Genomic DNA, 20,329 nt, shown 5'->3' with positions numbered 1-20,329 from the left:
CAACGTGGCATAAAAGCTGTGCGGTAGGACAGCAAAATATGACGATAATTGCAGTCACCGGGAGGAAAATCGGTACGCGACCCGGCGCCCCTGCCTGATCCATATTTCGATAATTGTAGAAATATGGTTGACGTAGCGACATTATTTTTATAATTCCATGAATATCGAAATGATGGAGTCGTTCATGGAAACAGGACAGGCAGTAGACGCCCTGGCATCGCTCGCACAGGAGCATAGGCTATCGATATTCCGCCTGCTGGTGCAGGCCGGTAAAGATGGCCTTGCCGCCGGCGCGATCGCCGAGAGTTTGGGAGTCCCTCCCAGCTCCCTGTCCTTCCACCTCGCCCATCTGACGCGTTCGGGGCTGATCAGTCAGGAACGCCAATCCCGTACGTTAATCTACCGGGCGGACTATGCGGCGATGAATCAGCTCGTCGCCTATCTGCTCGAAAATTGCTGCGCCGGTAACGCCTGCGCGGTGGACCTTCTCGTTTCACAAGGAGCCTGCAAATGAAAAGAATGCACATTCATCTGTCCGTTGAGAATATCGACAAGTCGGTCGCTTTCTATACCAGCCTGTTCGGCGCGGAGCCGACGGTCCTGAAAGACGATTACGCAAAATGGATGCTCGATGACCCACGCGTCAATTTTGCCATGTCGAGCCACGAAGGCGCAAATCGCGGCGTCGAGCATGTCGGTATCCAGTCCGAAAATGCCGAGGAACTGGCCGAGGTTTATGGAAGGATCCAACAGGCCGGCGGCGCCATATTTGACGAAGGCGCAACGACCTGCTGCTACGCGCAGTCGGAGAAAAACTGGACGGCGGATCCCGATGGCGTTGCCTGGGAAGCCTTTCTGACCAACGGCGAAGTGACCGATTATGGCAATCGCGTCGATCTCGGCCAGCTTGCGTCCGGGAATGCCGCCGATGGGACGTGCTGTACGCCTGAAATGAAGCCGCAACCCGCAGCTTCTTCCTCTTGCTGCGGATAAATATATGACCGGCAAGACTTATAACGTGCTGTTCCTCTGCACGGGAAATTCGGCGCGCTCCATATTGGGTGAGGCATTGCTCAACCGCGATGGCGCAGGTCGCTTCCGCGCCTATAGCGCTGGCAGCTTTCCCAAAGGGGAAGTCCATCCCATGGCAGTTGAAATTCTCGATCAACTCGAATTTGATACCGGCGGCCTGCGATCCAAAAGCTGGGATGAATTTTCCGCACCAGACGCTCCCCGGATGGATGTCATTATAACCGTCTGCGACAATGCCGCAGGCGAAACCTGCCCGATATGGCCAGGCCATCCGGTGACAGCCCATTGGGGCATTGAAGACCCGGCCGCTGTCGAGGGCGATGGCCAGCGCGAGGCGTTTCTGACGGCATTGCGCTATATGCGTAACCGTATCAGCCTGTTGCTCAACCTGCCGATCGACGCTCTCGACGAGCTCAGCCTTAAGACCCGTCTCGCAGCCATCGGTGCTGACGAAACCGCCAGGGAACGGAATATATAATGGGACTTTTCGAACGCTGGCTTTCGTTATGGGTTGGCCTGGCCATATTGGCTGGCCTGCTCCTCGGCAATATTGCGCCCGGATTATTCAGCCTGATCGCCGGTTTTGAATATGCCTCCGTCAATCTTGTCGTCGCCGTGCTGATCTGGGCGATGATCTATCCAATGATGGTCGCGGTCGATTTTGGCAGCCTGCGGGACATCGGCAGCAGACCCAAGGGACTGATTATCACCATCATCGTCAACTGGATGATCAAGCCGTTCACGATGGCGGCGCTTGCGGTTCTGTTCTTCGACTATATTTACAGCGGAATCATATCCGGCGACGATGCGCAGCAATATATTGCCGGTCTGATCCTGCTCGGCGCAGCACCCTGCACTGCAATGGTTTTTGTCTGGTCACAAATGACCAAGGGCGATGCCGCCTATACGCTGGTGCAGGTCTCGGTGAACGACCTGATCATGATCGTCGCCTTTGCCCCGATTGTCGCATTGCTGCTTGGTGTAACCGATATAGCCATTCCGTGGCAGACGCTGCTTCTCTCCGTATTGCTATATGTAGTGGTACCGTTGGTTGCCGGGGCCATTACCCGGCGCATGGTCATCTCCAGTCATGACAATGATGTTGCGGCGGTGGATCATTTCACGGCGCGGCTCAAACCGGCTTCTATCATGGGGCTGCTGGCGACCGTCGTGCTTCTATTTGCCTTTCAGGCGCAAACCATCCTGGCGCAACCGGTGCTGATCGTGCTGATCGCCATCCCCATCGTCCTGCAATCCTACGGCATATTCGCGGTTGCCTATGCAGTGGCATGGGCATGGAAAGTGCCGCATAATATCGCCGCGCCCTGCGCGCTTATCGGGACGTCAAACTTCTTCGAGCTGGCGGTTGCGGTCGCCATCGGCCTGTTCGGCCTGTCCAGCGGAGCGGCACTGGCAACGGTGGTCGGCGTATTGGTAGAAGTACCGGTCATGCTTTCGCTGGTTGCGATAGCGAACAGGACAAAGAAAGGATTCGCCGACTAAAAGCAAGGTCGAGCGGGTATTCAGTCCACGACGTCCGGCAGAACCTGATAGTCGATCGGCTTGAAACTCCCGCCGTTGGATGCATAAGCAGAGCAAGCGGTCAGGCCGATCACGAGATCCATCTCTGCCTTCAACCGGATGACGTCCCCGGCCTTGCTTGTTGGCGGGAGGACTTCCACCTTTCCGGTTGCCTGATCGACCGGCACGTTCATGAACACATTAAACGCGCAGGGGATCGCATCGGGTTCGACACCATAAGGCGCAAGCGCTGCTGCCAGATTGCCGAAACATCCCCGATGCACCGGCTTGTCGGGATAGAAATGTTTGAACGTATCTTCGCTGCAAGGTGTCAGCAGGAAGTCGTGCGAGCCCACCGTATCATGTACAATCCTGAGCATCGGGTTCGAGCGGTTCGACCAAAGCCGGTTGCCTTCGCTCAGTCGAATGGTTTCCTCATAATCAAAGGTTCGACCATTTGACAAAACTTCCCTGACATCATCGGCATTATAGGCAAGCAAATCGGAGACCTGTCCGCCATCGGGATCAATCACTTCAAGGAACTGCCCCTTCAACAACCGAAATGCTGCGCCTGATCTGGGTGGTATACGTGTCACACTCATGTCGTCCGCCTATCCTGAAACGGGCATTGCCAGTCATCATCGACCTGCCGTCCGCTATACTGGCGCGCTTCACTGGACTCACCATGTTTTGCCAGCATCGGATTTATGTCGCCGGCCAGCTTTTTATCGCGATCCAGGATGGTGTCGCGCATCTTTTCATAGCGGCCTTGTTCCCGCAATCGCTCGAACTGGTCGTGAAGATTAAAGATCAAAGTCGGTTGTGAAAAGCGGCGAGCCGGACGGGAGGAATTGGGGTGCAGGCCGATCACGAAAAACGCCTCGCCGCCAAAGCTGAGAGAAAAATGGGGGTCCTCGGGATCGGCGCTGACCCGCTCGTCATAGGACAGACCCAGCCACGCATCCTTGTCTGCTATCGACTGAATCCTTTCCCACATCAATTTCTCAAATTCGACTTCCGACAAATCTTCCGGCCCCTCGAATATAACAGCAAGACTGCGAAACCCCTCGTCGCGCTCGCGATATTGACGGGCCCAGGCGAGCAGTTCGCGATGGATTGTCAAATCGTCCCAGCTACTGTCGATCCGATGGGCCACCACGGTTTTGAGATTGTCACGGGCCAAGGCTGATTTCGCGCCGACACAGGGAAATTCCGGCTGCGAAATCATCGCACCGATCGTTTCCTGCAGCTCTTCCAGGCGTCTGACCTTATAGTCTTTGTCTAACAGGTTTGAATGGTTCATGCCGATCCTTACGCTTCAAAAACGGAAGCGTTCCGTCCGGTCAACATCACAGAAAAAATGCTTTGCCAGTTTCGTTTCATACCGGCGCGATTGTCAGCGGGCAAAATGTCGAGCGCTTGCTTCGCCCCGCAACAACATCGCTTCCCCACAGTTTAAAAGCCCGCTAATAGGCGCGGATGACCGCAGAAAAACCAAAGCTCATCATCCGCATGGCGGAACTGGAAGATGCCAGAAAAATCTCAACCCTGTCGCGCAAGGTGTACGGCAAGGGCGAAGGCTATACCGCCGAGGAAGTCCGCGGCCAGATCAATAATTTCGCCGATGGTCAGCTGGTGGCGGAATATGAAGGCAAGATTGTCGGTCATTGCGCGACATTCCAGATCTCCGAGAAAACTGCCCGCGCGGCGCATAGCTGGTCGGAAATCACCGGCGGCGGTTTTGCCGCGCGGCATGATCCCAACGGCGAGATTCTCTATGGTATGGAAGTTAGCGTGGACCCGGATTATCGGCGTCTGCGCATCGGACTGCGTTTCTACAGGGTCCGCCGGGAGCTTTGCCAGCATCTCGGGCTGAAAGGGATCATCTTCGGCGGACGCCTGCCCGGCTATTCCCGGCGCAAGCGCAAATATCCCGATCCGGCCGATTATCTGGCCGCCGTGGTCGACAAGCAATTCCGCGACCCGGTGATCAATTTCCAGCTCAATCAGGGCTTCGTCCCCATCGGGATTTTGAAAGACTATATGCCGTCTGACAAGGCGTCCGGCGGCAATGCCGTCCATATGTTCTGGGAAAATCCGCTGGCCGCCGAAGCAAAACTGGTGACCCAGACACCGCATGATCGCCTGCCCCAGTCGGTGCGAGTGGCAACGGTGCAATTCCAGATGCGCAAGATTGCCTCGCAGACCGAATTTGAAGAACAGGTCGAATATTTCGTCGATGTCGCAGCCGATTATGGTGCGGACTTCGTGACGTTCCCGGAATTGTTCACACTGCAATTGCTGTCTCTGGAAGGCGAAAAACTGGACCCGGCGCAGGCGATCGAGAAAATCGCCGAATATACCGACCGGTTCAAGGAAGTGATGGAGAAGCTGGCGGTTTCCTATCATATCAATATCATCGGCGGATCCCACCCGACCCGGATGGAAAATGGCGATATTCGCAACATATCCTATGTCTTCCTGCGCAACGGCGCGATTTATACGCAGGACAAGCTGCACCCGACGCCGAGCGAGGTGCGCTGGTGGAATATCAAGGGCGGCTACGGCGCAGAAGCCATTCCGACCGATTGTGGACCAATCGGGGTGATGATCTGCTATGACAGCGAATTCCCGGAAATGGCGCGCCATCTGGTCGATCAGGGCGCGATGATATTGTTCGTTCCCTTCTGCACCGACGAGCGGCGCGGCTATTTGCGGGTGCGCTATTGCTGTCAGGCGCGAGCGGTGGAAAACCAGTGCTATGTCGTGATGTCGGGCGTGGTCGGCAACCTGCCCAATGTCGAGAATATGGACATTCACTATGCCGAGAGCGCAATATTGACGCCATCCGACTTCCCGTTTGCGCGAGACGGCGTCGCGGCTGACACGGCACCTAACACAGAAACCATCGCCCTTGCCGATCTGTCGATGACAAGCCTGCTTACCAGCCGCCAATCGGGTGCCGTACAGAATTTGAAAGACCGTCGCTTCGATCTTTATCGGGTGCTGTGGAAGGGGTAGATGGTGCGCTGAATGGCGTCTGATCGGACGCCATTCTGTTACCGCGAACCCATCAACCCTGGCTCAGGAACCTCTTGAGGTTCCGCGCGGCCTGCCGGATACGCTGCTCATTCTCGACCAGTGCCAGTCTGACAAAGCCTTCTCCCTCGTCACCAAAGCCGGTTCCGGGCGCCACCGCCACACCAGCTTCTGCGATCAAGCGTTTCGAGAATTCCATCGAACCAAGATGCTTGAACTGCTCCGGAATCGGGGTCCAGGCAAACATGCTCGCTTCCGGTGCCGGAATGTCCCAGCCGGCACGGCCGAAGCTTTCGACCATGATATCCCGCCGCTTTTTATAAAGCGCACGATTTTCGGCGATAATGTCCTGCGGGCCGTTGAGCGCAGCTGTCGCGGCGACCTGAATCGGCGTGAAGGCACCATAATCGAGATAGGACTTTACCCGCGTCAGGGCGCCGATCAGCTTCTGATTGCCGACCGCAAAGCCCATGCGCCAGCCGGGCATCGAATAGGTTTTGGACATGCTGGTAAATTCGACCACGCAATCCTTTGCCCCTTCAATCTGGAGCATCGAAGGCGTCGGCGTATCACCAAAATAAATCTCGGCATAAGCCAGATCGCTGATCACCCAGAGCTTGTGCTCGCGCGCGAAATCGACGACTTTCTGGTAGAAATCGAGATCGGCAACATAAGCGGTCGGGTTGCTCGGATAGCCCATTACCAGCACAGAGGGTTTCGGCACGGTATAGCTCATCGCATATTCCAGCCGGGTGAAGAAATCCGGACCCGGCGCAGCGGGGATCGAGCGAATCGCCGCACCTGCGATGATGAAACCGAACGTATGGATCGGATAGGACGGATTGGGCGCGAGTACGACATCGCCCGGCGCGGTGATCGCCTGAGCCAGATTCGCCAGCCCCTCCTTGGAGCCAAGCGTCACGATGACTTCGCTTTCGGGATCAAGGTCGACGTCAAAACGGCGCTTGTAATATTTGGCTTGCGCCAGCCGCAGCCCCTTGATGCCCTTCGATGCCGAATAGCGGTGCGCGGTCGGATCATTGGCGGTTTCGCAAAGCTTGTCGATCACATGCTTTGCCGGCATGCCGTCAGGATTGCCCATGCCGAGATCGATAATATCCTCGCCCCGCGCTCGCGCCTCGGCCTTCATCGCGTTCACTTCAGCGAAGACATAAGGCGGCAGGCGTTTGATGCGGTAGAATTCTTCGGACATTATCGGTCGTTTCTAGCTTTTAGTTATAGGGAGCCGCCGCTTTGCGTAATTTTGATACGAATGTCGAGAGATTGAAGCTGGTTTGAGCAATTTGTTCACCGCAGATGATGCTGAGTCAGCACCGTACAGCCGCAGCGGCTCTTCACAGCTTCACATCAGTGCGGAGCATTCAGGCCTGAAGCCGTTTCACGCCCCGCTGCACCGTCTGGCTTTTGCTCCCGCTCAGAGCAATCGACTTCGCCCGGATAGTATCGAGAAAATGCCATGTCGACGTGGCTTTCTCGGGGGTAAGGGTCACGGTCATATAACCGCGTTGGGCGGTATCGGTCCATTGCAGGGCGGGATTGGTGTCGATCAGCGCTTTCGCGGCGACGTCGGGGCTCGCCCCTGACAGATAGGATTCGATGCCCGGAGATGTCACGCTCTGCCCGCCGAATTCGACACCGGCCGCGCCGTCACTGGTCGCAAGATCAAACGCCCAGGCGTTGTGGCTATCACCGGACAGTACAACGAGGTCCGCGTCCACTTGCTGGGCGCTGGCAAGAGCACGTTCGCGGGCCTTTGGATAGCCATCCCAGCTATCGAGGTTGATCGGCAGACCAAGCTTGGCCGCCATTGCCCCCACCGCCAGCCGTTCTCTGGCATAGGCCGGCGCATCATCGGAGACCCAGTTGATCGCTTCCTGCGGTAGTTTGAGTTCACCCATTACGCATTGCTGTGACCAGACCTGCCATTTGGTCCCGGACGCCTTGGATTTGCGCATCCCGGACGCCAGCCAAGCCTGTTGCTCGCCGCCAATCATTTCCAAAGCCGGATCCTGCCAGGCATTGTCCCGAAAGGATTCGAGCGCCTGCTGGATATCCTTCTGCCCTTTCAGCGCCGCCGCAAGATCGAGCTGCTTTGTGCGCGCGCCGATCCGGCTCTCCGTGAGGAACAGCGTCGCCAGATCGCCGATCTGATATTCGCTCCAGCGCGGACTACCATTTCCCCTGTCACTGACCGGCATCCATTCCCTGTAGACCCGTTCGGCGACCCGCTTGCGGACCTCCCAGTCTCCTTCGCTGGCATCATGATTCTCCGCACCGTCCCTATAGGCATCATTGGCAAATTCATGATCATCCCACATCGCGATCATTGGTAGCACCTGATGAATGCGCTGCAGGTCGGGATCTTTCCGATAGGAGGCGTAGCGCAGGCGATAGTCGGCCAGCTGCACCATTTCCGTCGCCGGGTTTATAGCCCGGCCTGTTAGCGCCTGCTCCTTGGATGGATAAGTCCCCGCCGCATATTCATAGAGATAATCCCCGGTATGAACCATCATGTCGAGTTCAGCATTCTGGGCCGCATGGGCATAAGCGTTGAAATAGCCGAAGGGTAGATTGGCACAGCCGACTACACCTAAAGTGAATTTCTTGGTCGGCCCTTCCGGGAGGGTACGCGTCCGGCCGACCGCAGATTTCGAGCCGTCGGGGGCAATGAAACGGTAAAAATACCAATGGTTTGGATCGAGGCCCTGCACCGTTATCTTCGCGATATGGTCACGATCAACCAGCGCTTCGACCTCTCCCGCAATTTTGGCACCGGCAAAATCGGGGCTTACAGATATTTCAGCCGTAAGCCTGACATTGCCGTTACCGACAAAACGGGTCCACAACAAAACAGAGTTTTGTGATGGCTCTCCGCTGGCAACCCCGTGCGTGAAGCCCTTCGCGCCCAACAACGATGCAGAAGCCGGCACGCTTAGCGCACCAAGACCAAATGTTCCCAGCGCCATCAATTGGCGACGATCAATATTCATGATCATGATTTTATCCCAAAACACCCAAAGCCAGCAAAATAGCGAAGAATAAAGTCAGGCTGATGACGGTGAACACCAGCAGGAACGAAACCCGCACCAAGGCTTCGGCTCGGGACATTTGATAGGCGTGCCGGAGTTGCCGGTACATATGGAATGGCGGATAGAAGATCAGCAGGCCAGACCAAACAGCGCCAGGGATGCCCATCGCGGCGAGAATGGCGCAGGAGATAAAGAGCAACGACATGAAGCTGATCGAATAAGTGGTGAACACCGCATGATCATAAAAATGGTAACCGCGCCGGCCAATGATGGTCAGCCAGACAAACGGCAGGGAAATGGGAATCAACAGCCACGCAAATTTATAGCCATTGGCCTTCAGTTTGTAGAGCAGCAGTTCCGGGTTGGCGGTGACCTTCTTGACGGCGGTGGCGAGCCATTTGTCAGCTTCCGGAGCGCCCGTACTGATGCTGCTGTCGGATGTCAGTACATTGCCGGTCTGGATATCATCCAGTCCGTCCTGTATCTTAGACAAATCATCGCCTGACAAATTGGTGTCCTCTATATCGCCATCAGCCAGTTTGACATCGGGATATGGCATTTTTTCGCCGGTCATCGTTGCCATAACATTGCGGCCCTTCTTGAGGTCCAGGATCTCTTGCTCAAGCTTGGTTCTGTTTTCACCGTCAGCCAGATTTAGCTGCACCGTCTTCGCCTTGATCTGTCCATCCAGTCGCCCCGCCTCCTCGGCTACCCCGGCGCTCCATTCACGATCCGTGGCGGTTTCATCTCCACTCGAGAAAGGATCGCCAAGAAAGGAAAAGACCGCGAACATCATGAATATGGAAAACAGGAATAGCGCCATTGGAGAGATGAATTTTGCGCGTTCGCCATGCACGTAACGCCGGGTCAGGTCACCCGGTTTCCAAGCCAATAGCGGCAAGGTCCGCCAGAACTTGCCTTCAAAATGCAACACGCCATGCAATATATCGTGCCAGAAAGCACCTATTGACCGATGAACATGCAGCGGCTGTCCGCAATTGCCGCAATAGCTGCTGCCCACAAGCGCACCGCAGTTGAGGCAGTTTGGACCTTCGTCACCCGCTGATCCAGCGCTGTGTCCATCCAATGCTTTGGCTAACAGACCGCCTTCCACAGCGGTTCCCATTGCTTCCAGTTCCTCCGACATAGGACGCAGTTTGGCCTATTCGATTGATAAGGCAAGCAGCTTTTGTAAAATTGCTCATGTTGTGCTATACGATATATCATATCAGTTCATGGGAGGGTTCACATGCGCACCAAGAAACTGCATTTTCAACCGAAAACCCCCAACCCTGTTCCGGAACAACCATTTGCCGATCTTAACATTACGCCGTTGATCGATGTGCTGTTGGTCCTTCTGGTCATGCTCATGCTTTCGGTTCCGGCGGTGACGCACAAAGTCGCCATGGACCTCCCATCCGGCGCACAGGAAACCGGCATGCCGCTTGTCAACAAACTGTTTCTGAACGCGGCGGGAACAGCAATCTGGAATGATATACCCATGGACAGCGACCGGTTGCGGGGCCGGCTGGAAATGATGGCCAGAGACCCGGCGAGACCGCAGCTCCATTTCGAAACCGATGCCCGCGCCCGTTACGAACGATTTGATCAACTCGTGGCAATGATCAAGGGGGCGGGCGTTGAAGAAGTCGGATTCGTCGGCAATGATCAATTTGCCCACTGGGACAATCCCTAAATCCTCCAATTGCGTAAAGATCTCGCTGAATTCTTCACACCGGCTTGCAGCGGAACCGAACACACATGTTCAGATAAACATCAAAATTAGTGCAAATAGCTAGGCCATTGACGCAATAAATCTATATCAGGCTTATCATGTCAAACTCAAATGCACTTTTGGTGGCCTTGCGCCAGATCAACCGCGCGATCGATTTGCAGTCGAAAAAGCTGGAAAAAGAAACCGGACAGACAACGCCGCAACTTTTGCTCTTGAAGGAACTGGAAAAAGATGGCCGGTCAAAGCCCTCGGCCATCGCCAAGTCCGTGCATTTGTCTCATGCCACAGTTACGTCAATTGTTGATCGGCTGGAAAAATCGAAAATGGTTGTCCGTGAAAAAAGCGAAGATGACCGGCGCTCGGTGGACATCGTGTTGACGGAGAAAGGGCGGGAATGCGTGCAGAATGCTCCGGAAATGCTGCAAGAGGATTTTTTATGCTCCTTGTCCAAATTGCAACCATGGGAACAGAATTTGCTGATCTCGTCTGTCCAGCGCATTGCCGTGATGATGGACGCCAACCGCCTGGATTCAGCCCCTATTCTCGAGATTGGCGAAATTGAGCCCTAAGGCGCAACTTCGGTCATGACTTCATCTGCCGGCAGATCCCACGGAAGGTGCCGGTCATCGAGCACAACCATGTTTTTGTCGGTAATCAGCGTGCCCAGTGTCTTATAACCCAGCAATTGCAAAGCCGTCAGATTCGGATTTCGAGCCAAAGCCATGGTTTCATCGGACGAAAAATTTGTCAGACCTCTCGCCAGTTCTTTGCCCGATTCACTGTAAATATGGATAACATCGCCTTTGACGTATGGCCCTTGAATGGAAATCACATCTTCCCGGCCGATATTCCGTCTGCCCAATTTGAGAGCTTCGGCTGTTTCCGGAGTGACGACAATGCTCCCCGCCATCTGCAAACGATCGGTTAACCAGTTGGCCCAGGCAGACTCGGGCCGGTCATTGGCAAGAATTCGTGTATGCGGCCTTTCGTCATTCAGTACCGAGGTTACCGGCTGCTCATATTCGCCGTGCGCGATCCGTGTATCGCATCCGGTATTTTGCGCCATGTGAGCCGCCTGAATTTTCGTCAGCATTCCGCCACTACCCAAGCTGCTCACGCCTTCGGTGACCGCTAGATAAGGCGAAACGTCGGCGACTTCCTCGACCAGTCGGGCGCCAGGCTCGGAGGGGTCCTTGTCGTAGAGGCCGTCAACCTGCGTCAGGATAATCAGTTCGTCCGCCTGCAGCATTTGGGCAATTTTCGCAGATAGCCGGTCATTGTCGCCGACCCGGATTTCTTCGGTCGTGATTGTGTCATTTTCGTTGATGATCGGCATGATGTTGGCGTCGAGCAGCCGGTCTACCGTGTTCTTGGTATTCAGAAAGCGTTTGCGGTCTTCCAGATCGCGCAAGGTCACCAGAACCTGGGCTATTTCAAAGCTATATTCGTGAGCGACCTGCTTATAGGCATTGAGCAAAAGCGGCATGCCGCATGCGGCTGCAGCCTGCTTGTCCCGCAGACCAGCAGTCTCCGGCCGTTCGCCAATCATGTTCATGCCCAGCGCAACCGAACCGGACGAGCATAATATGACTTTCGCTCCGCCTTCCCTTAGCCGGGCGATGTCTTCCAGCAAATTATGCATGAAAGCCCAGCGTGGCGTGAGCCGTTCTTCGTTGGCAAGCAGGCTTGAGCCGACTTTCACAACGATTGTTTTACCTTGTACCATTTAACTTGATGCCCTTTTTGTTCCTTTGAGGTAGGGATTGAACGTAGTCAGCGCAATAATTTAGTGGTCATGATATAAATTTTTGCTTAAAACCTAATAAGATAGGCATTTGTTGACATATCTATTTTGAATACTAAGGACATTGAGCGACTTCAACATCAAAAAAGTAAGAGATTAAGTTGTCAAAAATATTGCTTCTTGGATGCGGAAACATGGGCGGAGCGCTGTTAAAGGCGTGGGCTGCAAACACCGATCATTTGTTTACGGTCGCAGATCCGGCCAAGCCGGAACTGCCCGAAAACGTATCTCAGGTTGGCTCGGTTGAGGAACTGGGCGAGGATATTTTCGACTATCTTATCGTCGCGCTGAAACCACAACTTATTGATGAGGTGCTGCCGACATATATTCCACGATTAGATCCTTCCGGAGTGATCAGTTCGATAGCAGCCGGATATTCCGCTGAAAAGCTGGCAGCCCATGCACCGGGCCGGTCAGTCATCCGGATCATGCCGAACCTGCCTGCGGTCATCGGGAAAGGTGTGAGCGGCCTTTATGCCCATGGCACCGTTCCCGAAACAGCATCCAGCGAAATAGAGCGGCTGGCGTTATGTTCGGGCGAAATCGTCTGGGTGGACAATGAGGATATGCTGGATCGGCTGACGGCAGTCGCCGGAAGCGGCCCCGGATATGTATTCGAAATGCTGCGCGCTTATGTAGAGGCTGCTGAAGAGCTGGGTTTTTGCGAGAAGGACGCCAAAAACCTGGTTCTGGGAACGGTCCGCGGGACACTGGATCTTGCGCTGCAATCCGACAGCTCGCTTGAGGACTTGCGCAAGAATGTGACCAGCAAAGGTGGCACCACTGCGGCGGGTCTCGATGCGCTGAATGGTAATGGGGAATATTCCGAATTGATCCGCAACACGCTGCAGGCTGCCTACCAGCGCGCAACCGAACTCCGATAGGCGCAACGCAGGCCGACAAATCCCAACATACCGCCATAAATCAACAGACGTCGCAAGCTACTGCTCGATGCAAAGCGTTTCGCCCGGCGCAAGCTTGTGATGCGGCGATATTCCTTTCAGGTACAGTAGCGTTTCGGCCTCTTCCTGTGTCATTCCGAGGGCCGCCGAATGGGCCATTAATTCGTTTATGGTAAAGCTCTGTGAATCCTCATCCCCGACTTCGGGTCCCTTTAGAAAAAGCCCTCGACAATTGGCTTCGTCAACCGGCTCAGAAACGCTTTGCGCACAACTTGCCAGAGCCGAAGCGCAAGCCAAGCCCGAAAAAATCAAAAAATTCCGTATCAACAATATTGCCATGCCCTTCAGATCGCCTGGAAGCGAGTTTGACGCAACCGATGACATTATCAACCACAAAATTGATATCATTCAGACTAACAGTCTACGACCCTGGTGATTACCTGCGCTCAACTTTAATCCACAATTCTATCCTATCAATCGCCATTGTATGAATAGATAAGCGACCGATGAAGCTAAAATTATTTCACAAATTATTCCTGTTGGTAGCGGTTACCGCGCTTATTGCCTCTTTGGCGATGGCGACGGTCATGGCGTGGAATCTTAATCGCGGCTTTGCTGATTATCTGGACGCGCGGGATGCAGAAACACTGGATGCATATGTTGATCTAATTTCTCAAAACCTTGACGAACAAGGTGGAGTCGAAGCGCTAGAATCCGGCCAGGTAACGCTTCAAAGCCTGCATCGCGACATGGTCAGAGACGGGCTGATCCCCAGTCGGGTAACAGCTTTCGGATTAGCAGGGCGCCCACTCCGGAGACCGCCACCCCCTTTTCCCGAAAATGGCTTGGAACGGCTACCACCACCTCCGAAAAGTAAACCACCAAGTTTTCTGGCACCACGCCTCCTCTTATTCGATGCGGATGGAGAACAAATAGCTGGCCCCCAGGCACCTCGAACAAGCGGGCCTGCCATGATGGTGCGTCAGATTGTTTTGGACGGTACAAATATCGGTATCGCAAAAATCATCCCGCACGGGCCAACCCCACGCGGGGTTGATTCCCGGTTTTTGCGCAGCCAATATGTTAATGCTGCACTGCTGGTGGTTGCGTTAATGGTTTTCGCGGCGTTGGCGGCATGGGGCTTTGCCCGTGCGGGAACACGGCGACTGGCTAATATGGAAGCTGCAACCAAGGAAATCGCCAACGGAAATTTCAATATCCGGGCCGACTCCTCGGGCACGGACGAAGTTTCAACCATGGGCAAGAATATCAATCTGATGGCGGAGAGTCTTGCCAGATCCGATCAGGCACGACGCGGCTGGCTGGCCGAAATAGGGCATGAACTGAGGACGCCGCTTACTGTCTTGAAGGGCGAACTGGATGCCCTGAAAGATGGTATCAGGCCGCTTGACCAGGCTGCAATTTCCTCATTGCAAGAAGAAACCGGACGACTGGGCGAGCTGATCGAAGATCTGCACTTCATGGCGGTCTCCCATCTGTCCAATGCTCCGAGCGCATTCGGTCCAAATGATGCGGTGACAATAGTGGCCGACGTGACGGAGAGGTTCAGGCCGTTGCTGTTGCAGGCGGGATTGAACATGAGCGTGGATCTGGGGCGAGAAAATTCAATTCCGGTTGTATGGGATGGCAAACGGATTGAGCATCTGCTCGGTAATTTGCTGACGAATGCGCTACGCTACACTGATGCTCCCGGGACGGTCCAGATTGGCTTGAAAAAAGTCGATGATTTCATCATCATTTCGGTAGCAGACAGCGCCCCCGGAGTGCCGCCTGATGCGGTGCCTCGACTATTTGAACCGCTTTTTCGCATCGATCAGGTCAGGGATCGCGCATCCGGTGGCAGTGGGCTTGGACTGGCGGTGTGCAAGACGATTGCAGAAGCGCACGGCGGCCGGATTTTAGCCAAAGATTCGGACCTGGGCGGACTGTTGATTGAATTGACTCTACCATTGGAGGCCCCCAGCCATGATTAAAAACCGCACCGTTTTTATTGTCGAAGATGATCAGAAAATCGCTGCAATCCTGTCTGATTATTTTACCAGTGCCGGTCATCAGCCGCAGATATTTCCCGATGGTCGCTCGGTTGTTTCTTCCGTTCGATCCTGTCCCCCGAGCGCGATTATTCTGGACCTTATGCTCCCGGCATCCGATGGCATGACGATTTGCCGGGAACTGCGTAAATTCAGCGCGGTACCGATATTGATGCTGACCGCCCGAACCGACGAAGTGGACAAACTGAAAGGTCTGACCGACGGCGCAGATGACTATGTCACCAAACCATTTAGTGCACGGGAGGTGGTAACCCGGGCGAATGCCCTTATCCGCCGGTATGAAGGCCGCGTGACGACCGATCCTTCTGCCAGCAAATATCTGGTCGATGATGCTGGCAAACGCATCGCCTGGCGCGGAGCCTGGCTTAAATTGTCGGCGTCGGAATATAATATATTATCGACGATGATGCAGCACACCGGCCGGGTATTTTCCAGGGATCAGCTACTCGACAAGATTGGTGAACAATCGCTGGAATCCGGTGACCGGGCCATCGACAGCCACATCAAGAATATCCGCCGCAAGATAGAGCTTGTCGACCCTGAATCGAGTTGCATTGCCTCGGTCTATGGTGCTGGCTACCGCTTTGACGCCGACTGACCAGTCAGCAAGGCCAACCAAAGCGTCCTCCGTCGGGCATTAGCGGGCCACGCCTGACGGACGCATCGCAGCTTTCACCACTACCATCGAAAGAGAATCTCTGCTGGCCAGTCCTGCCGCATCGACGATAGCAGCGTTTGCTGGATCGTTTTATACCCCGGGCCCTTTTAAACGATCCCGGCTGAGGCGCCCCGTCTGCGCTGATCACAATTTCATATCAGTTCCGTTTGGCGAAGAAACAGCATCATACCAACAGCAAGCGCGGTGAGTGACGCCAGTTTCGGTATATAATGGGACCAATCGCCCGCACCAGCCTTGCGGAAAGCGAGGATAATCAAAAGCACCACAGCGAGAAAGACAAACTGACCAATCTCTATACCCACATTAAATCCCGCCAGGGTGGCAACAAGACTACTTGTGCCCGAAAGCATAGAACCGATGGCGGATGCAAAACCAAAACCGTGGATCAGACCGCATGCGAATATGATGACAATTCTTGCCCAGCCCATAGCGCCGCGATCACCGGGACCATATTTCAGGTTGAGCGCGGCCATCAATACGATGCTGGCAGCAATGGCCGGTTCGACGATCGTCGAGGGTATCGAGAATATACCTAACGTGGAAAGCGTCAAGGTGATGCTGTGAGCAATCGTGAAGCTCGTCACGACGCCCAGCCAGTAGCGCCATCCGGCACCGGCTATAATGATTGTGAGCAGAAACAGCAGATGATCGAGCCCGCCAAGAATATGCTCCATACCCAGCCCGACAAAATCGACAAAGATCGCGAGTGACCCGCGGAAAAACTGATGCTTGCCGTTGTCTACAGTGAGAATCGCAACTTCCTGATCCTCACCCAGAGTGGCGCGCATCGTCATTTGTTCTTCGCCATCACCGGTCCCGAAAAGATCGGTTTCAACTGCCGGCTTTTGCGGAGGTTCATCGAATTGAACGCGGTGCAATATCACCACATAGTCACTATCCAGAGGGTCGCCGTCAGTTTGCGGCGGGACAACCCAGGCCATCAGCCCTTTGCCAGACTTGCCAGCATTTGTGACTGTAAAGCGCGCGGTGAATTGCTGCTCGATATCCTGGCTGTGCTGCTGGATTTCCTGTGCGGACAACAGCCCGTTCCGATCATCGTCGACATCTACCAATGCGGAGACGGGGACGGAAATGACGAAATTGGCGCTGTCGTCAACGATCTTCATTGTTGCGTTCTGCTTTGGTAGCAAATGCGCCTGCGCGATCCCCGCCGATACCAGCAACGATAGCGCCAGCAGAAAACGGATCATCTTTTACCCTGTCCTCGCGGTGGGCGATTGCCGTCTCCCCTACCCCGTCGCTGACCACCTTTGCCACGTTGCTGCTCGCGGCGGACCGCCGGCTGGCTATCGGTGGAACCCTTTACGCAGCGCTGGACAAACGGAAAGCTGTCAGTCGCATAATAGTGGTATATGCCTTCGGGAAACTCAGGTGTTACGCCAACCCGACCGTTGCATTCGTCGAGATCGCCCATACCCGCAACATATTCATAATCCTGAGTAAAAGCTCCCATCGGGATCGTGGCCGTGCTCGGGCGTCCGGCATCTGGCGCGGGTTTGAGGCGATAGCTGGACTTCATCGGACGCAGCGCGCTGGTCATGAAATTCGCGCGATCATGACCATATCGGGCATAGATCGGGAATCCGTCTGCCGCCCAGCCGATCAGCTGCATCGATTTCCCGGCTTGTGTTTGTGCAGACAGCATCGCTTCGGGGATACCATGATAATGATATTTGCCGCCGGGCTGTACATGGGCGTGATTATTGTCTGTGCCAAAGTCGAATGTGGACTGGCCCAATGCCTCGATACTCCATTCGCCTTCCTGCGCCCTGCAAGCCCGCGCCTCGGTCGCATTATCAGGACAACGCTCTGCTGTCCCGGGGTCAAAGGGAATACCATTTAGCGCAAAGCCGGCATCCTTGACCCGCACGCCACTGCCGGTGCGCGCCACCGGATCGACCGCGACGGCAAAGCGGAACGATTGCAGCGAAATGCTGTTCGGATTTCCCGGATTGGGGAAGGTGCCAATTGCGTGATCGGGGATACCGTTGGACACCAGGAGGCGCTGGCCTCGTTCGCATGACCATTTGGCTTCGCTCTTCAAACCGATTTGCTGGTTCAGTACAGCAGTTTGCGCGTTGCAAAGCACTCCGAATGTCTGGGCCCGGGTTGACTCGATCGGTGTACCGAGGTTGACCTGTCCCTGCGGGGGACGGTTGCCCGGCCCCATAGCCCCGCCCGAGGGCCGGCAGGCCAGTGGCAGACCCGCTGGTGCGAAGCAACTGCCCGCGACCTGGTTCCCGTCAGGCCCCTCTGCAGAGCACGGATCATTGGCCTGCTTCGCCGTGCAGGCCTTCAGCATCGCCTCTGTAGGCTTTTGGCCACCTCCGGGCGGTTCGCGGTCCGGCCCGCGCTGTGCATTTATCTGCGCCGCTCCAAATATGGCAAGCGCCGTCGTTGCGCCAAATGCCACTATGCCCAGCGCTGCCCGCCTATGTTTTATCATTGACCGTCGCGCTCCGTGCCACCAGCAGGCTTGCCTGAGGGGCGGCAGGCCAGCGGCCGGCCAGCAGGCGCGAAACAACTACCGGCAACGGCCTTGCCATCCGGACCTTCCGCAGAGCAGGCATCATCGGCTTTCTTTGCTGTACAGGCCTTGAGCATCGCCTCGGTCGGCTTTTTACCGCCACCCGGAGGTCCGTGCTCCGGACCGCCTTGCGCGTTTATCTGGGTCGCGCCGAACAGGGCGAGCGCCGCTGCTGCGCCAATACAGGCTGTACCAAAGACCGTCTGATTTACGTGTTTCATATTAGCTGATATTCCCTTTCAGACAGCGGCTCATGTATGGATAGCTGTCGGTTGCCATATAATAATAGATGCCGTCCGGAAATTCCGGCGTCACGCCGGTGCGGCCATTGCAGTCATCAAGGTCGCCCGAGCCGGCCGAATAGGTCCAGTCGGACAGGAACGCCCCGAGCGGGACAAGGCTTGTCGACGGCCGGCCAGAATCGGCGACGGTGTCTTTGACATAGCTGCCGGTACAGACTTTTAGTTCACTCGTGGCATCCATGGCACTGGAATAGCAATAGCGTCCATAAATCGGATAGCCATCGCCAGCCCAGCCGATCAGAACCATTTTCTTGTTGCTATCGGATGCACCCGCGTTGGTTAGAATCCCTTCCGGCATTCCGTGATAATGATATTCACCAGTGGGTTGAACATGCGCGTTGTTACTATCCTCACCAAAGTCGAACGTGTCCTGACCGAGCGCTTCAACTCGCCATTGGTCCGCGCCATTTGCAAGGTTGCAGTCGGAAGGCGACGTCATGCCGCTCGGACAGGTGCCAGCCGTGCCGGGATCAAATTTGACGCTGTTGCGGGCATAGACTGAAGCACCGCCAGGACCACCGATCTGGGTGTTCGTCGTCCCCATCGTCGGTGTCAAAGTCATCGAACCGCTGACCGTCTGTGCAGAAATCGTGTTAGGATTTCCGGCATTGGGAAACGTGCCGACAACATGGTCGGGTAAGCCATTTCCGGTCAGTTTGCGGTTTGTGCCATCGCAAGCCCAACTCCATGTTGCGGTCAACATGCCGGCATCGCTGTAATCCCCCATATAGCTGCCGCTATAAGGACAATCGACTTCAGCTGTGGTCACCGAAGTTGGCGTGGGGGTAGGCGTCGGAGTAGGCGATGGTGTCGGGCTTGAACTATCGGGAAGGGTTATGCTGCTATCGGTACTGCTGCCATCACCGCCGCAACCGCTGAGAGCGAGTATCCCTAGACTTGACGCCAAATATAGCGGTAGCCGTCTTTCAATGTTACTCAGCATATTCTTTCCTTAACATCTGATCCGACCTGAACGCGGTTAGATGATCAATGTGGATGGAATATGGATGACCGGTGCAATTTACGCAGCCCAAGTTTTGGCACGATGTTGATCGACTATAAAGCGCGCCTAATTACCGTCGTTGCGATGTTCATCAAACCACTGACGCATAATCGCCGCCTGGCAGCCACTGAAACCAAATGTCCCGACAACCGAGCAGCTGTTCGGGCGGCCGGAGCGAGCGGCTTCGTCGTGGGATGCGACTACCGAACTCCAGCTCTGCGCCCCCTCTTCCGCCTTTTCAATTTCGCGGAGTTCCTTGGGAATGCGGTAACGTTCAGATTCCGGGCGTTGGGCGCAAACAACGATTTCGTCGCCGTCCGCTTCAGGACATTTGTCATCACCATATGTTACCAGAATATTGATGCGATCCGGTGTGTTGAGCGAGGTTGACGTGTCTGCAAAGGCAGGGGAGCACAAAAAACCACCAGCCAAGACGACCATCATGATTTTGAGAATGTTCGAAAGCGTCATTATATTGATCTTTCAATTCGCAGACAGTCCTCAGGAAAACCGCCGGCCCACAATATTACACAATAGCGGTCTGACCGTTTCAGCTTGCTGAACGGTGTTCCCCGTCAGCACCTGTGGCACAAATTTGATGTTGTAAGTTAAGGAGGATTTGGGTCTCGTCGTAGTGACGAA

The 20,329-nt window shown here is 55.1% G+C and carries 22 protein-coding genes; 10 read left to right on the top strand and 12 right to left on the bottom strand.

What is annotated here, in order from left to right; all coding sequences use genetic code 11:
- Positions 1-184 precede the first annotated feature (184 nt).
- Genes ACN0VD_RS11990 through arsB form a run of 4 tightly spaced genes read left to right on the top strand, consistent with a single transcriptional unit; the run spans position 185 to position 2,535 of the window.
- Complete coding sequence (locus tag ACN0VD_RS11990) at positions 185-514, top strand: ArsR/SmtB family transcription factor (protein WP_417594540.1); 330 nt, start codon at positions 185-187, stop codon at positions 512-514.
- Positions 511-993 (top strand): ArsI/CadI family heavy metal resistance metalloenzyme, encoded by a 483-nt coding sequence (locus tag ACN0VD_RS11985; RefSeq protein ID WP_417594538.1) that lies wholly within the window; start codon positions 511-513, stop codon positions 991-993. The genes ACN0VD_RS11990 and ACN0VD_RS11985 overlap by 4 nt, the downstream gene beginning before the upstream one ends.
- Before the next feature lie 4 nt (positions 994-997).
- Positions 998-1,510, top strand: coding sequence for an arsenate reductase ArsC (locus ACN0VD_RS11980; RefSeq protein WP_417594536.1), 513 nt, complete (start codon positions 998-1,000; stop codon positions 1,508-1,510).
- On the top strand, positions 1,510-2,535 hold the full coding sequence (gene arsB / locus ACN0VD_RS11975; protein WP_417594534.1) for an ACR3 family arsenite efflux transporter: 1,026 nt from the start codon (positions 1,510-1,512) through the stop codon (positions 2,533-2,535). Before ACN0VD_RS11980 ends, arsB begins: the two co-directional genes overlap by 1 nt.
- A 20-nt stretch (positions 2,536-2,555) precedes the next feature.
- Here the strand turns inward: arsB and ACN0VD_RS11970 are convergent, their stop codons facing one another.
- Positions 2,556-3,155 carry a DUF1989 domain-containing protein gene (locus ACN0VD_RS11970; RefSeq protein WP_417594532.1) on the bottom strand — a complete coding sequence of 200 codons (600 nt, stop codon included), beginning with the start codon at positions 3,153-3,155 and terminating at the stop codon, positions 2,556-2,558.
- On the bottom strand, positions 3,152-3,856 hold the full coding sequence (gene gntA, locus ACN0VD_RS11965) for a guanitoxin biosynthesis heme-dependent pre-guanitoxin N-hydroxylase GntA (protein ID WP_417594530.1): 705 nt from the start codon (positions 3,854-3,856) through the stop codon (positions 3,152-3,154). Before gntA ends, ACN0VD_RS11970 begins: the two co-directional genes overlap by 4 nt.
- A gap of 176 nt (positions 3,857-4,032) precedes the next feature.
- Between gntA and ACN0VD_RS11960 the strand changes: the two genes are divergently transcribed.
- Complete coding sequence (locus tag ACN0VD_RS11960; RefSeq protein WP_417594528.1) at positions 4,033-5,574, top strand: nitrilase-related carbon-nitrogen hydrolase; 1,542 nt, start codon at positions 4,033-4,035, stop codon at positions 5,572-5,574.
- A 52-nt stretch (positions 5,575-5,626) separates the two neighbouring features.
- Here the strand turns inward: ACN0VD_RS11960 and ACN0VD_RS11955 are convergent, their stop codons facing one another.
- The 3 genes from ACN0VD_RS11955 to ACN0VD_RS11945 form a co-directional block, all read right to left on the bottom strand.
- Entirely contained in the window at positions 5,627-6,805 is a 1,179-nt protein-coding gene (locus ACN0VD_RS11955) for an LL-diaminopimelate aminotransferase (RefSeq protein WP_417594526.1), read from the bottom strand.
- Positions 6,806-6,974: 169 nt separating this feature from the next.
- Positions 6,975-8,609, bottom strand: a complete 1,635-nt coding sequence (locus tag ACN0VD_RS11950) for an alkaline phosphatase D family protein (protein WP_417594524.1) — start codon at positions 8,607-8,609, stop codon at positions 6,975-6,977.
- A gap of 4 nt (positions 8,610-8,613) precedes the next feature.
- Positions 8,614-9,768 (bottom strand): DUF3667 domain-containing protein, encoded by a 1,155-nt coding sequence (locus ACN0VD_RS11945; protein WP_417594522.1) that lies wholly within the window; start codon positions 9,766-9,768, stop codon positions 8,614-8,616.
- A 123-nt stretch (positions 9,769-9,891) separates the two neighbouring features.
- Between ACN0VD_RS11945 and ACN0VD_RS11940 the strand changes: the two genes are divergently transcribed.
- Both ACN0VD_RS11940 and ACN0VD_RS11935 read left to right on the top strand, forming a co-directional pair.
- Positions 9,892-10,338, top strand: a complete 447-nt coding sequence (locus tag ACN0VD_RS11940; protein WP_417594520.1) for an ExbD/TolR family protein — start codon at positions 9,892-9,894, stop codon at positions 10,336-10,338.
- A 137-nt stretch (positions 10,339-10,475) separates the two neighbouring features.
- Positions 10,476-10,946, top strand: coding sequence for a MarR family winged helix-turn-helix transcriptional regulator (locus ACN0VD_RS11935; protein WP_417594518.1), 471 nt, complete (start codon positions 10,476-10,478; stop codon positions 10,944-10,946).
- Here the strand turns inward: ACN0VD_RS11935 and proB are convergent.
- Positions 10,943-12,103: a glutamate 5-kinase gene (gene proB, locus ACN0VD_RS11930; RefSeq protein WP_417594516.1), complete on the bottom strand. Its 1,161-nt coding sequence runs from the start codon at positions 12,101-12,103 to the stop codon at positions 10,943-10,945. The genes ACN0VD_RS11935 and proB overlap by 4 nt on opposite strands.
- A 179-nt stretch (positions 12,104-12,282) precedes the next feature.
- On the opposite strand from proB, the gene ACN0VD_RS11925 reads away from it, so the two are divergent.
- A complete protein-coding gene (locus ACN0VD_RS11925) occupies positions 12,283-13,065 on the top strand; it encodes a pyrroline-5-carboxylate reductase family protein (RefSeq protein ID WP_417594514.1) in 783 nt (260 codons plus the stop codon).
- Positions 13,066-13,122: 57 nt separating this feature from the next.
- Here ACN0VD_RS11925 and ACN0VD_RS11920 read toward each other — a convergent pair whose 3' ends face one another.
- On the bottom strand, positions 13,123-13,422 hold the full coding sequence (locus ACN0VD_RS11920; protein ID WP_417594512.1) for a hypothetical protein: 300 nt from the start codon (positions 13,420-13,422) through the stop codon (positions 13,123-13,125).
- Positions 13,423-13,589: 167 nt separating this feature from the next.
- Between ACN0VD_RS11920 and ACN0VD_RS11915 the strand changes: the two genes are divergently transcribed.
- Together ACN0VD_RS11915 and ACN0VD_RS11910 are read left to right on the top strand one after the other, a co-directional pair.
- Positions 13,590-15,077: an ATP-binding protein gene (locus tag ACN0VD_RS11915; RefSeq protein ID WP_417594510.1), complete on the top strand. Its 1,488-nt coding sequence runs from the start codon at positions 13,590-13,592 to the stop codon at positions 15,075-15,077.
- Positions 15,070-15,753 carry a response regulator gene (locus ACN0VD_RS11910; RefSeq protein WP_417594508.1) on the top strand — a complete coding sequence of 228 codons (684 nt, stop codon included), beginning with the start codon at positions 15,070-15,072 and terminating at the stop codon, positions 15,751-15,753. Before ACN0VD_RS11915 ends, ACN0VD_RS11910 begins: the two co-directional genes overlap by 8 nt.
- 212 nt (positions 15,754-15,965) lie before the next feature.
- On the opposite strand, the gene ACN0VD_RS11905 is transcribed toward ACN0VD_RS11910, so the two are convergent.
- The 5 genes from ACN0VD_RS11905 to ACN0VD_RS11885 all read right to left on the bottom strand — a co-directional run bounded on the left by ACN0VD_RS11905 (position 15,966) and on the right by ACN0VD_RS11885 (position 20,158).
- The gene (locus tag ACN0VD_RS11905) at positions 15,966-17,045 is read right to left on the bottom strand and encodes a HupE/UreJ family protein (protein ID WP_417594506.1); all 1,080 of its coding nucleotides are present in this window, start codon (positions 17,043-17,045) and stop codon (positions 15,966-15,968) included.
- A complete protein-coding gene (locus tag ACN0VD_RS11900; RefSeq protein ID WP_417594504.1) occupies positions 17,042-18,301 on the bottom strand; it encodes a YHYH protein in 1,260 nt (419 codons plus the stop codon). Before ACN0VD_RS11900 ends, ACN0VD_RS11905 begins: the two co-directional genes overlap by 4 nt.
- On the bottom strand, positions 18,298-18,603 hold the full coding sequence (locus ACN0VD_RS11895; protein ID WP_417594502.1) for a hypothetical protein: 306 nt from the start codon (positions 18,601-18,603) through the stop codon (positions 18,298-18,300). Before ACN0VD_RS11895 ends, ACN0VD_RS11900 begins: the two co-directional genes overlap by 4 nt.
- Before the next feature lies 1 nt (position 18,604).
- A complete protein-coding gene (locus ACN0VD_RS11890; protein ID WP_417594500.1) occupies positions 18,605-19,627 on the bottom strand; it encodes a YHYH protein in 1,023 nt (340 codons plus the stop codon).
- Between the two features lie 126 nt (positions 19,628-19,753).
- Positions 19,754-20,158 (bottom strand): hypothetical protein, encoded by a 405-nt coding sequence (locus tag ACN0VD_RS11885; RefSeq protein WP_417594498.1) that lies wholly within the window; start codon positions 20,156-20,158, stop codon positions 19,754-19,756.
- Positions 20,159-20,329: the final 171 nt, after the last annotated feature.

The organism is Parasphingorhabdus sp., from assembly GCF_048267785.1.
Lineage (GTDB): Bacteria > Pseudomonadota > Alphaproteobacteria > Sphingomonadales > Sphingomonadaceae > Parasphingorhabdus.
This window is presented reverse-complemented; position numbering and strand designations above follow the sequence as displayed.

Excerpts from the sequence above, each read along its gene's own strand:
- ACN0VD_RS11990 (WP_417594540.1), top strand. The coding sequence starts at position 185 with ATGGAAACAGGACAGGCAGTAGACGCCCTGGCATCGCTCGCACAGGAG.
- ACN0VD_RS11985 (WP_417594538.1), top strand. The coding sequence starts at position 511 with ATGAAAAGAATGCACATTCATCTGTCCGTTGAGAATATCGACAAGTCG.
- ACN0VD_RS11980 (WP_417594536.1), top strand. The coding sequence starts at position 998 with ATGACCGGCAAGACTTATAACGTGCTGTTCCTCTGCACGGGAAATTCG.
- arsB (WP_417594534.1), top strand. The coding sequence starts at position 1,510 with ATGGGACTTTTCGAACGCTGGCTTTCGTTATGGGTTGGCCTGGCCATA.
- ACN0VD_RS11970 (WP_417594532.1), bottom strand. The coding sequence starts at position 3,155 with ATGAGTGTGACACGTATACCACCCAGATCAGGCGCAGCATTTCGGTTG.
- gntA (WP_417594530.1), bottom strand. The coding sequence starts at position 3,856 with ATGAACCATTCAAACCTGTTAGACAAAGACTATAAGGTCAGACGCCTG.
- ACN0VD_RS11960 (WP_417594528.1), top strand. The coding sequence starts at position 4,033 with ATGACCGCAGAAAAACCAAAGCTCATCATCCGCATGGCGGAACTGGAA.
- ACN0VD_RS11955 (WP_417594526.1), bottom strand. The coding sequence starts at position 6,805 with ATGTCCGAAGAATTCTACCGCATCAAACGCCTGCCGCCTTATGTCTTC.
- ACN0VD_RS11950 (WP_417594524.1), bottom strand. The coding sequence starts at position 8,609 with ATGATCATGAATATTGATCGTCGCCAATTGATGGCGCTGGGAACATTT.
- ACN0VD_RS11945 (WP_417594522.1), bottom strand. The coding sequence starts at position 9,768 with ATGGGAACCGCTGTGGAAGGCGGTCTGTTAGCCAAAGCATTGGATGGA.
- ACN0VD_RS11940 (WP_417594520.1), top strand. The coding sequence starts at position 9,892 with ATGCGCACCAAGAAACTGCATTTTCAACCGAAAACCCCCAACCCTGTT.
- ACN0VD_RS11935 (WP_417594518.1), top strand. The coding sequence starts at position 10,476 with ATGTCAAACTCAAATGCACTTTTGGTGGCCTTGCGCCAGATCAACCGC.
- proB (WP_417594516.1), bottom strand. The coding sequence starts at position 12,103 with ATGGTACAAGGTAAAACAATCGTTGTGAAAGTCGGCTCAAGCCTGCTT.
- ACN0VD_RS11920 (WP_417594512.1), bottom strand. The coding sequence starts at position 13,422 with ATGGCAATATTGTTGATACGGAATTTTTTGATTTTTTCGGGCTTGGCT.
- ACN0VD_RS11915 (WP_417594510.1), top strand. The coding sequence starts at position 13,590 with ATGAAGCTAAAATTATTTCACAAATTATTCCTGTTGGTAGCGGTTACC.
- ACN0VD_RS11910 (WP_417594508.1), top strand. The coding sequence starts at position 15,070 with ATGATTAAAAACCGCACCGTTTTTATTGTCGAAGATGATCAGAAAATC.
- ACN0VD_RS11905 (WP_417594506.1), bottom strand. The coding sequence starts at position 17,045 with ATGATCCGTTTTCTGCTGGCGCTATCGTTGCTGGTATCGGCGGGGATC.
- ACN0VD_RS11900 (WP_417594504.1), bottom strand. The coding sequence starts at position 18,301 with ATGATAAAACATAGGCGGGCAGCGCTGGGCATAGTGGCATTTGGCGCA.
- ACN0VD_RS11895 (WP_417594502.1), bottom strand. The coding sequence starts at position 18,603 with ATGAAACACGTAAATCAGACGGTCTTTGGTACAGCCTGTATTGGCGCA.
- ACN0VD_RS11890 (WP_417594500.1), bottom strand. The coding sequence starts at position 19,627 with ATGCTGAGTAACATTGAAAGACGGCTACCGCTATATTTGGCGTCAAGT.
- ACN0VD_RS11885 (WP_417594498.1), bottom strand. The coding sequence starts at position 20,158 with ATGACGCTTTCGAACATTCTCAAAATCATGATGGTCGTCTTGGCTGGT.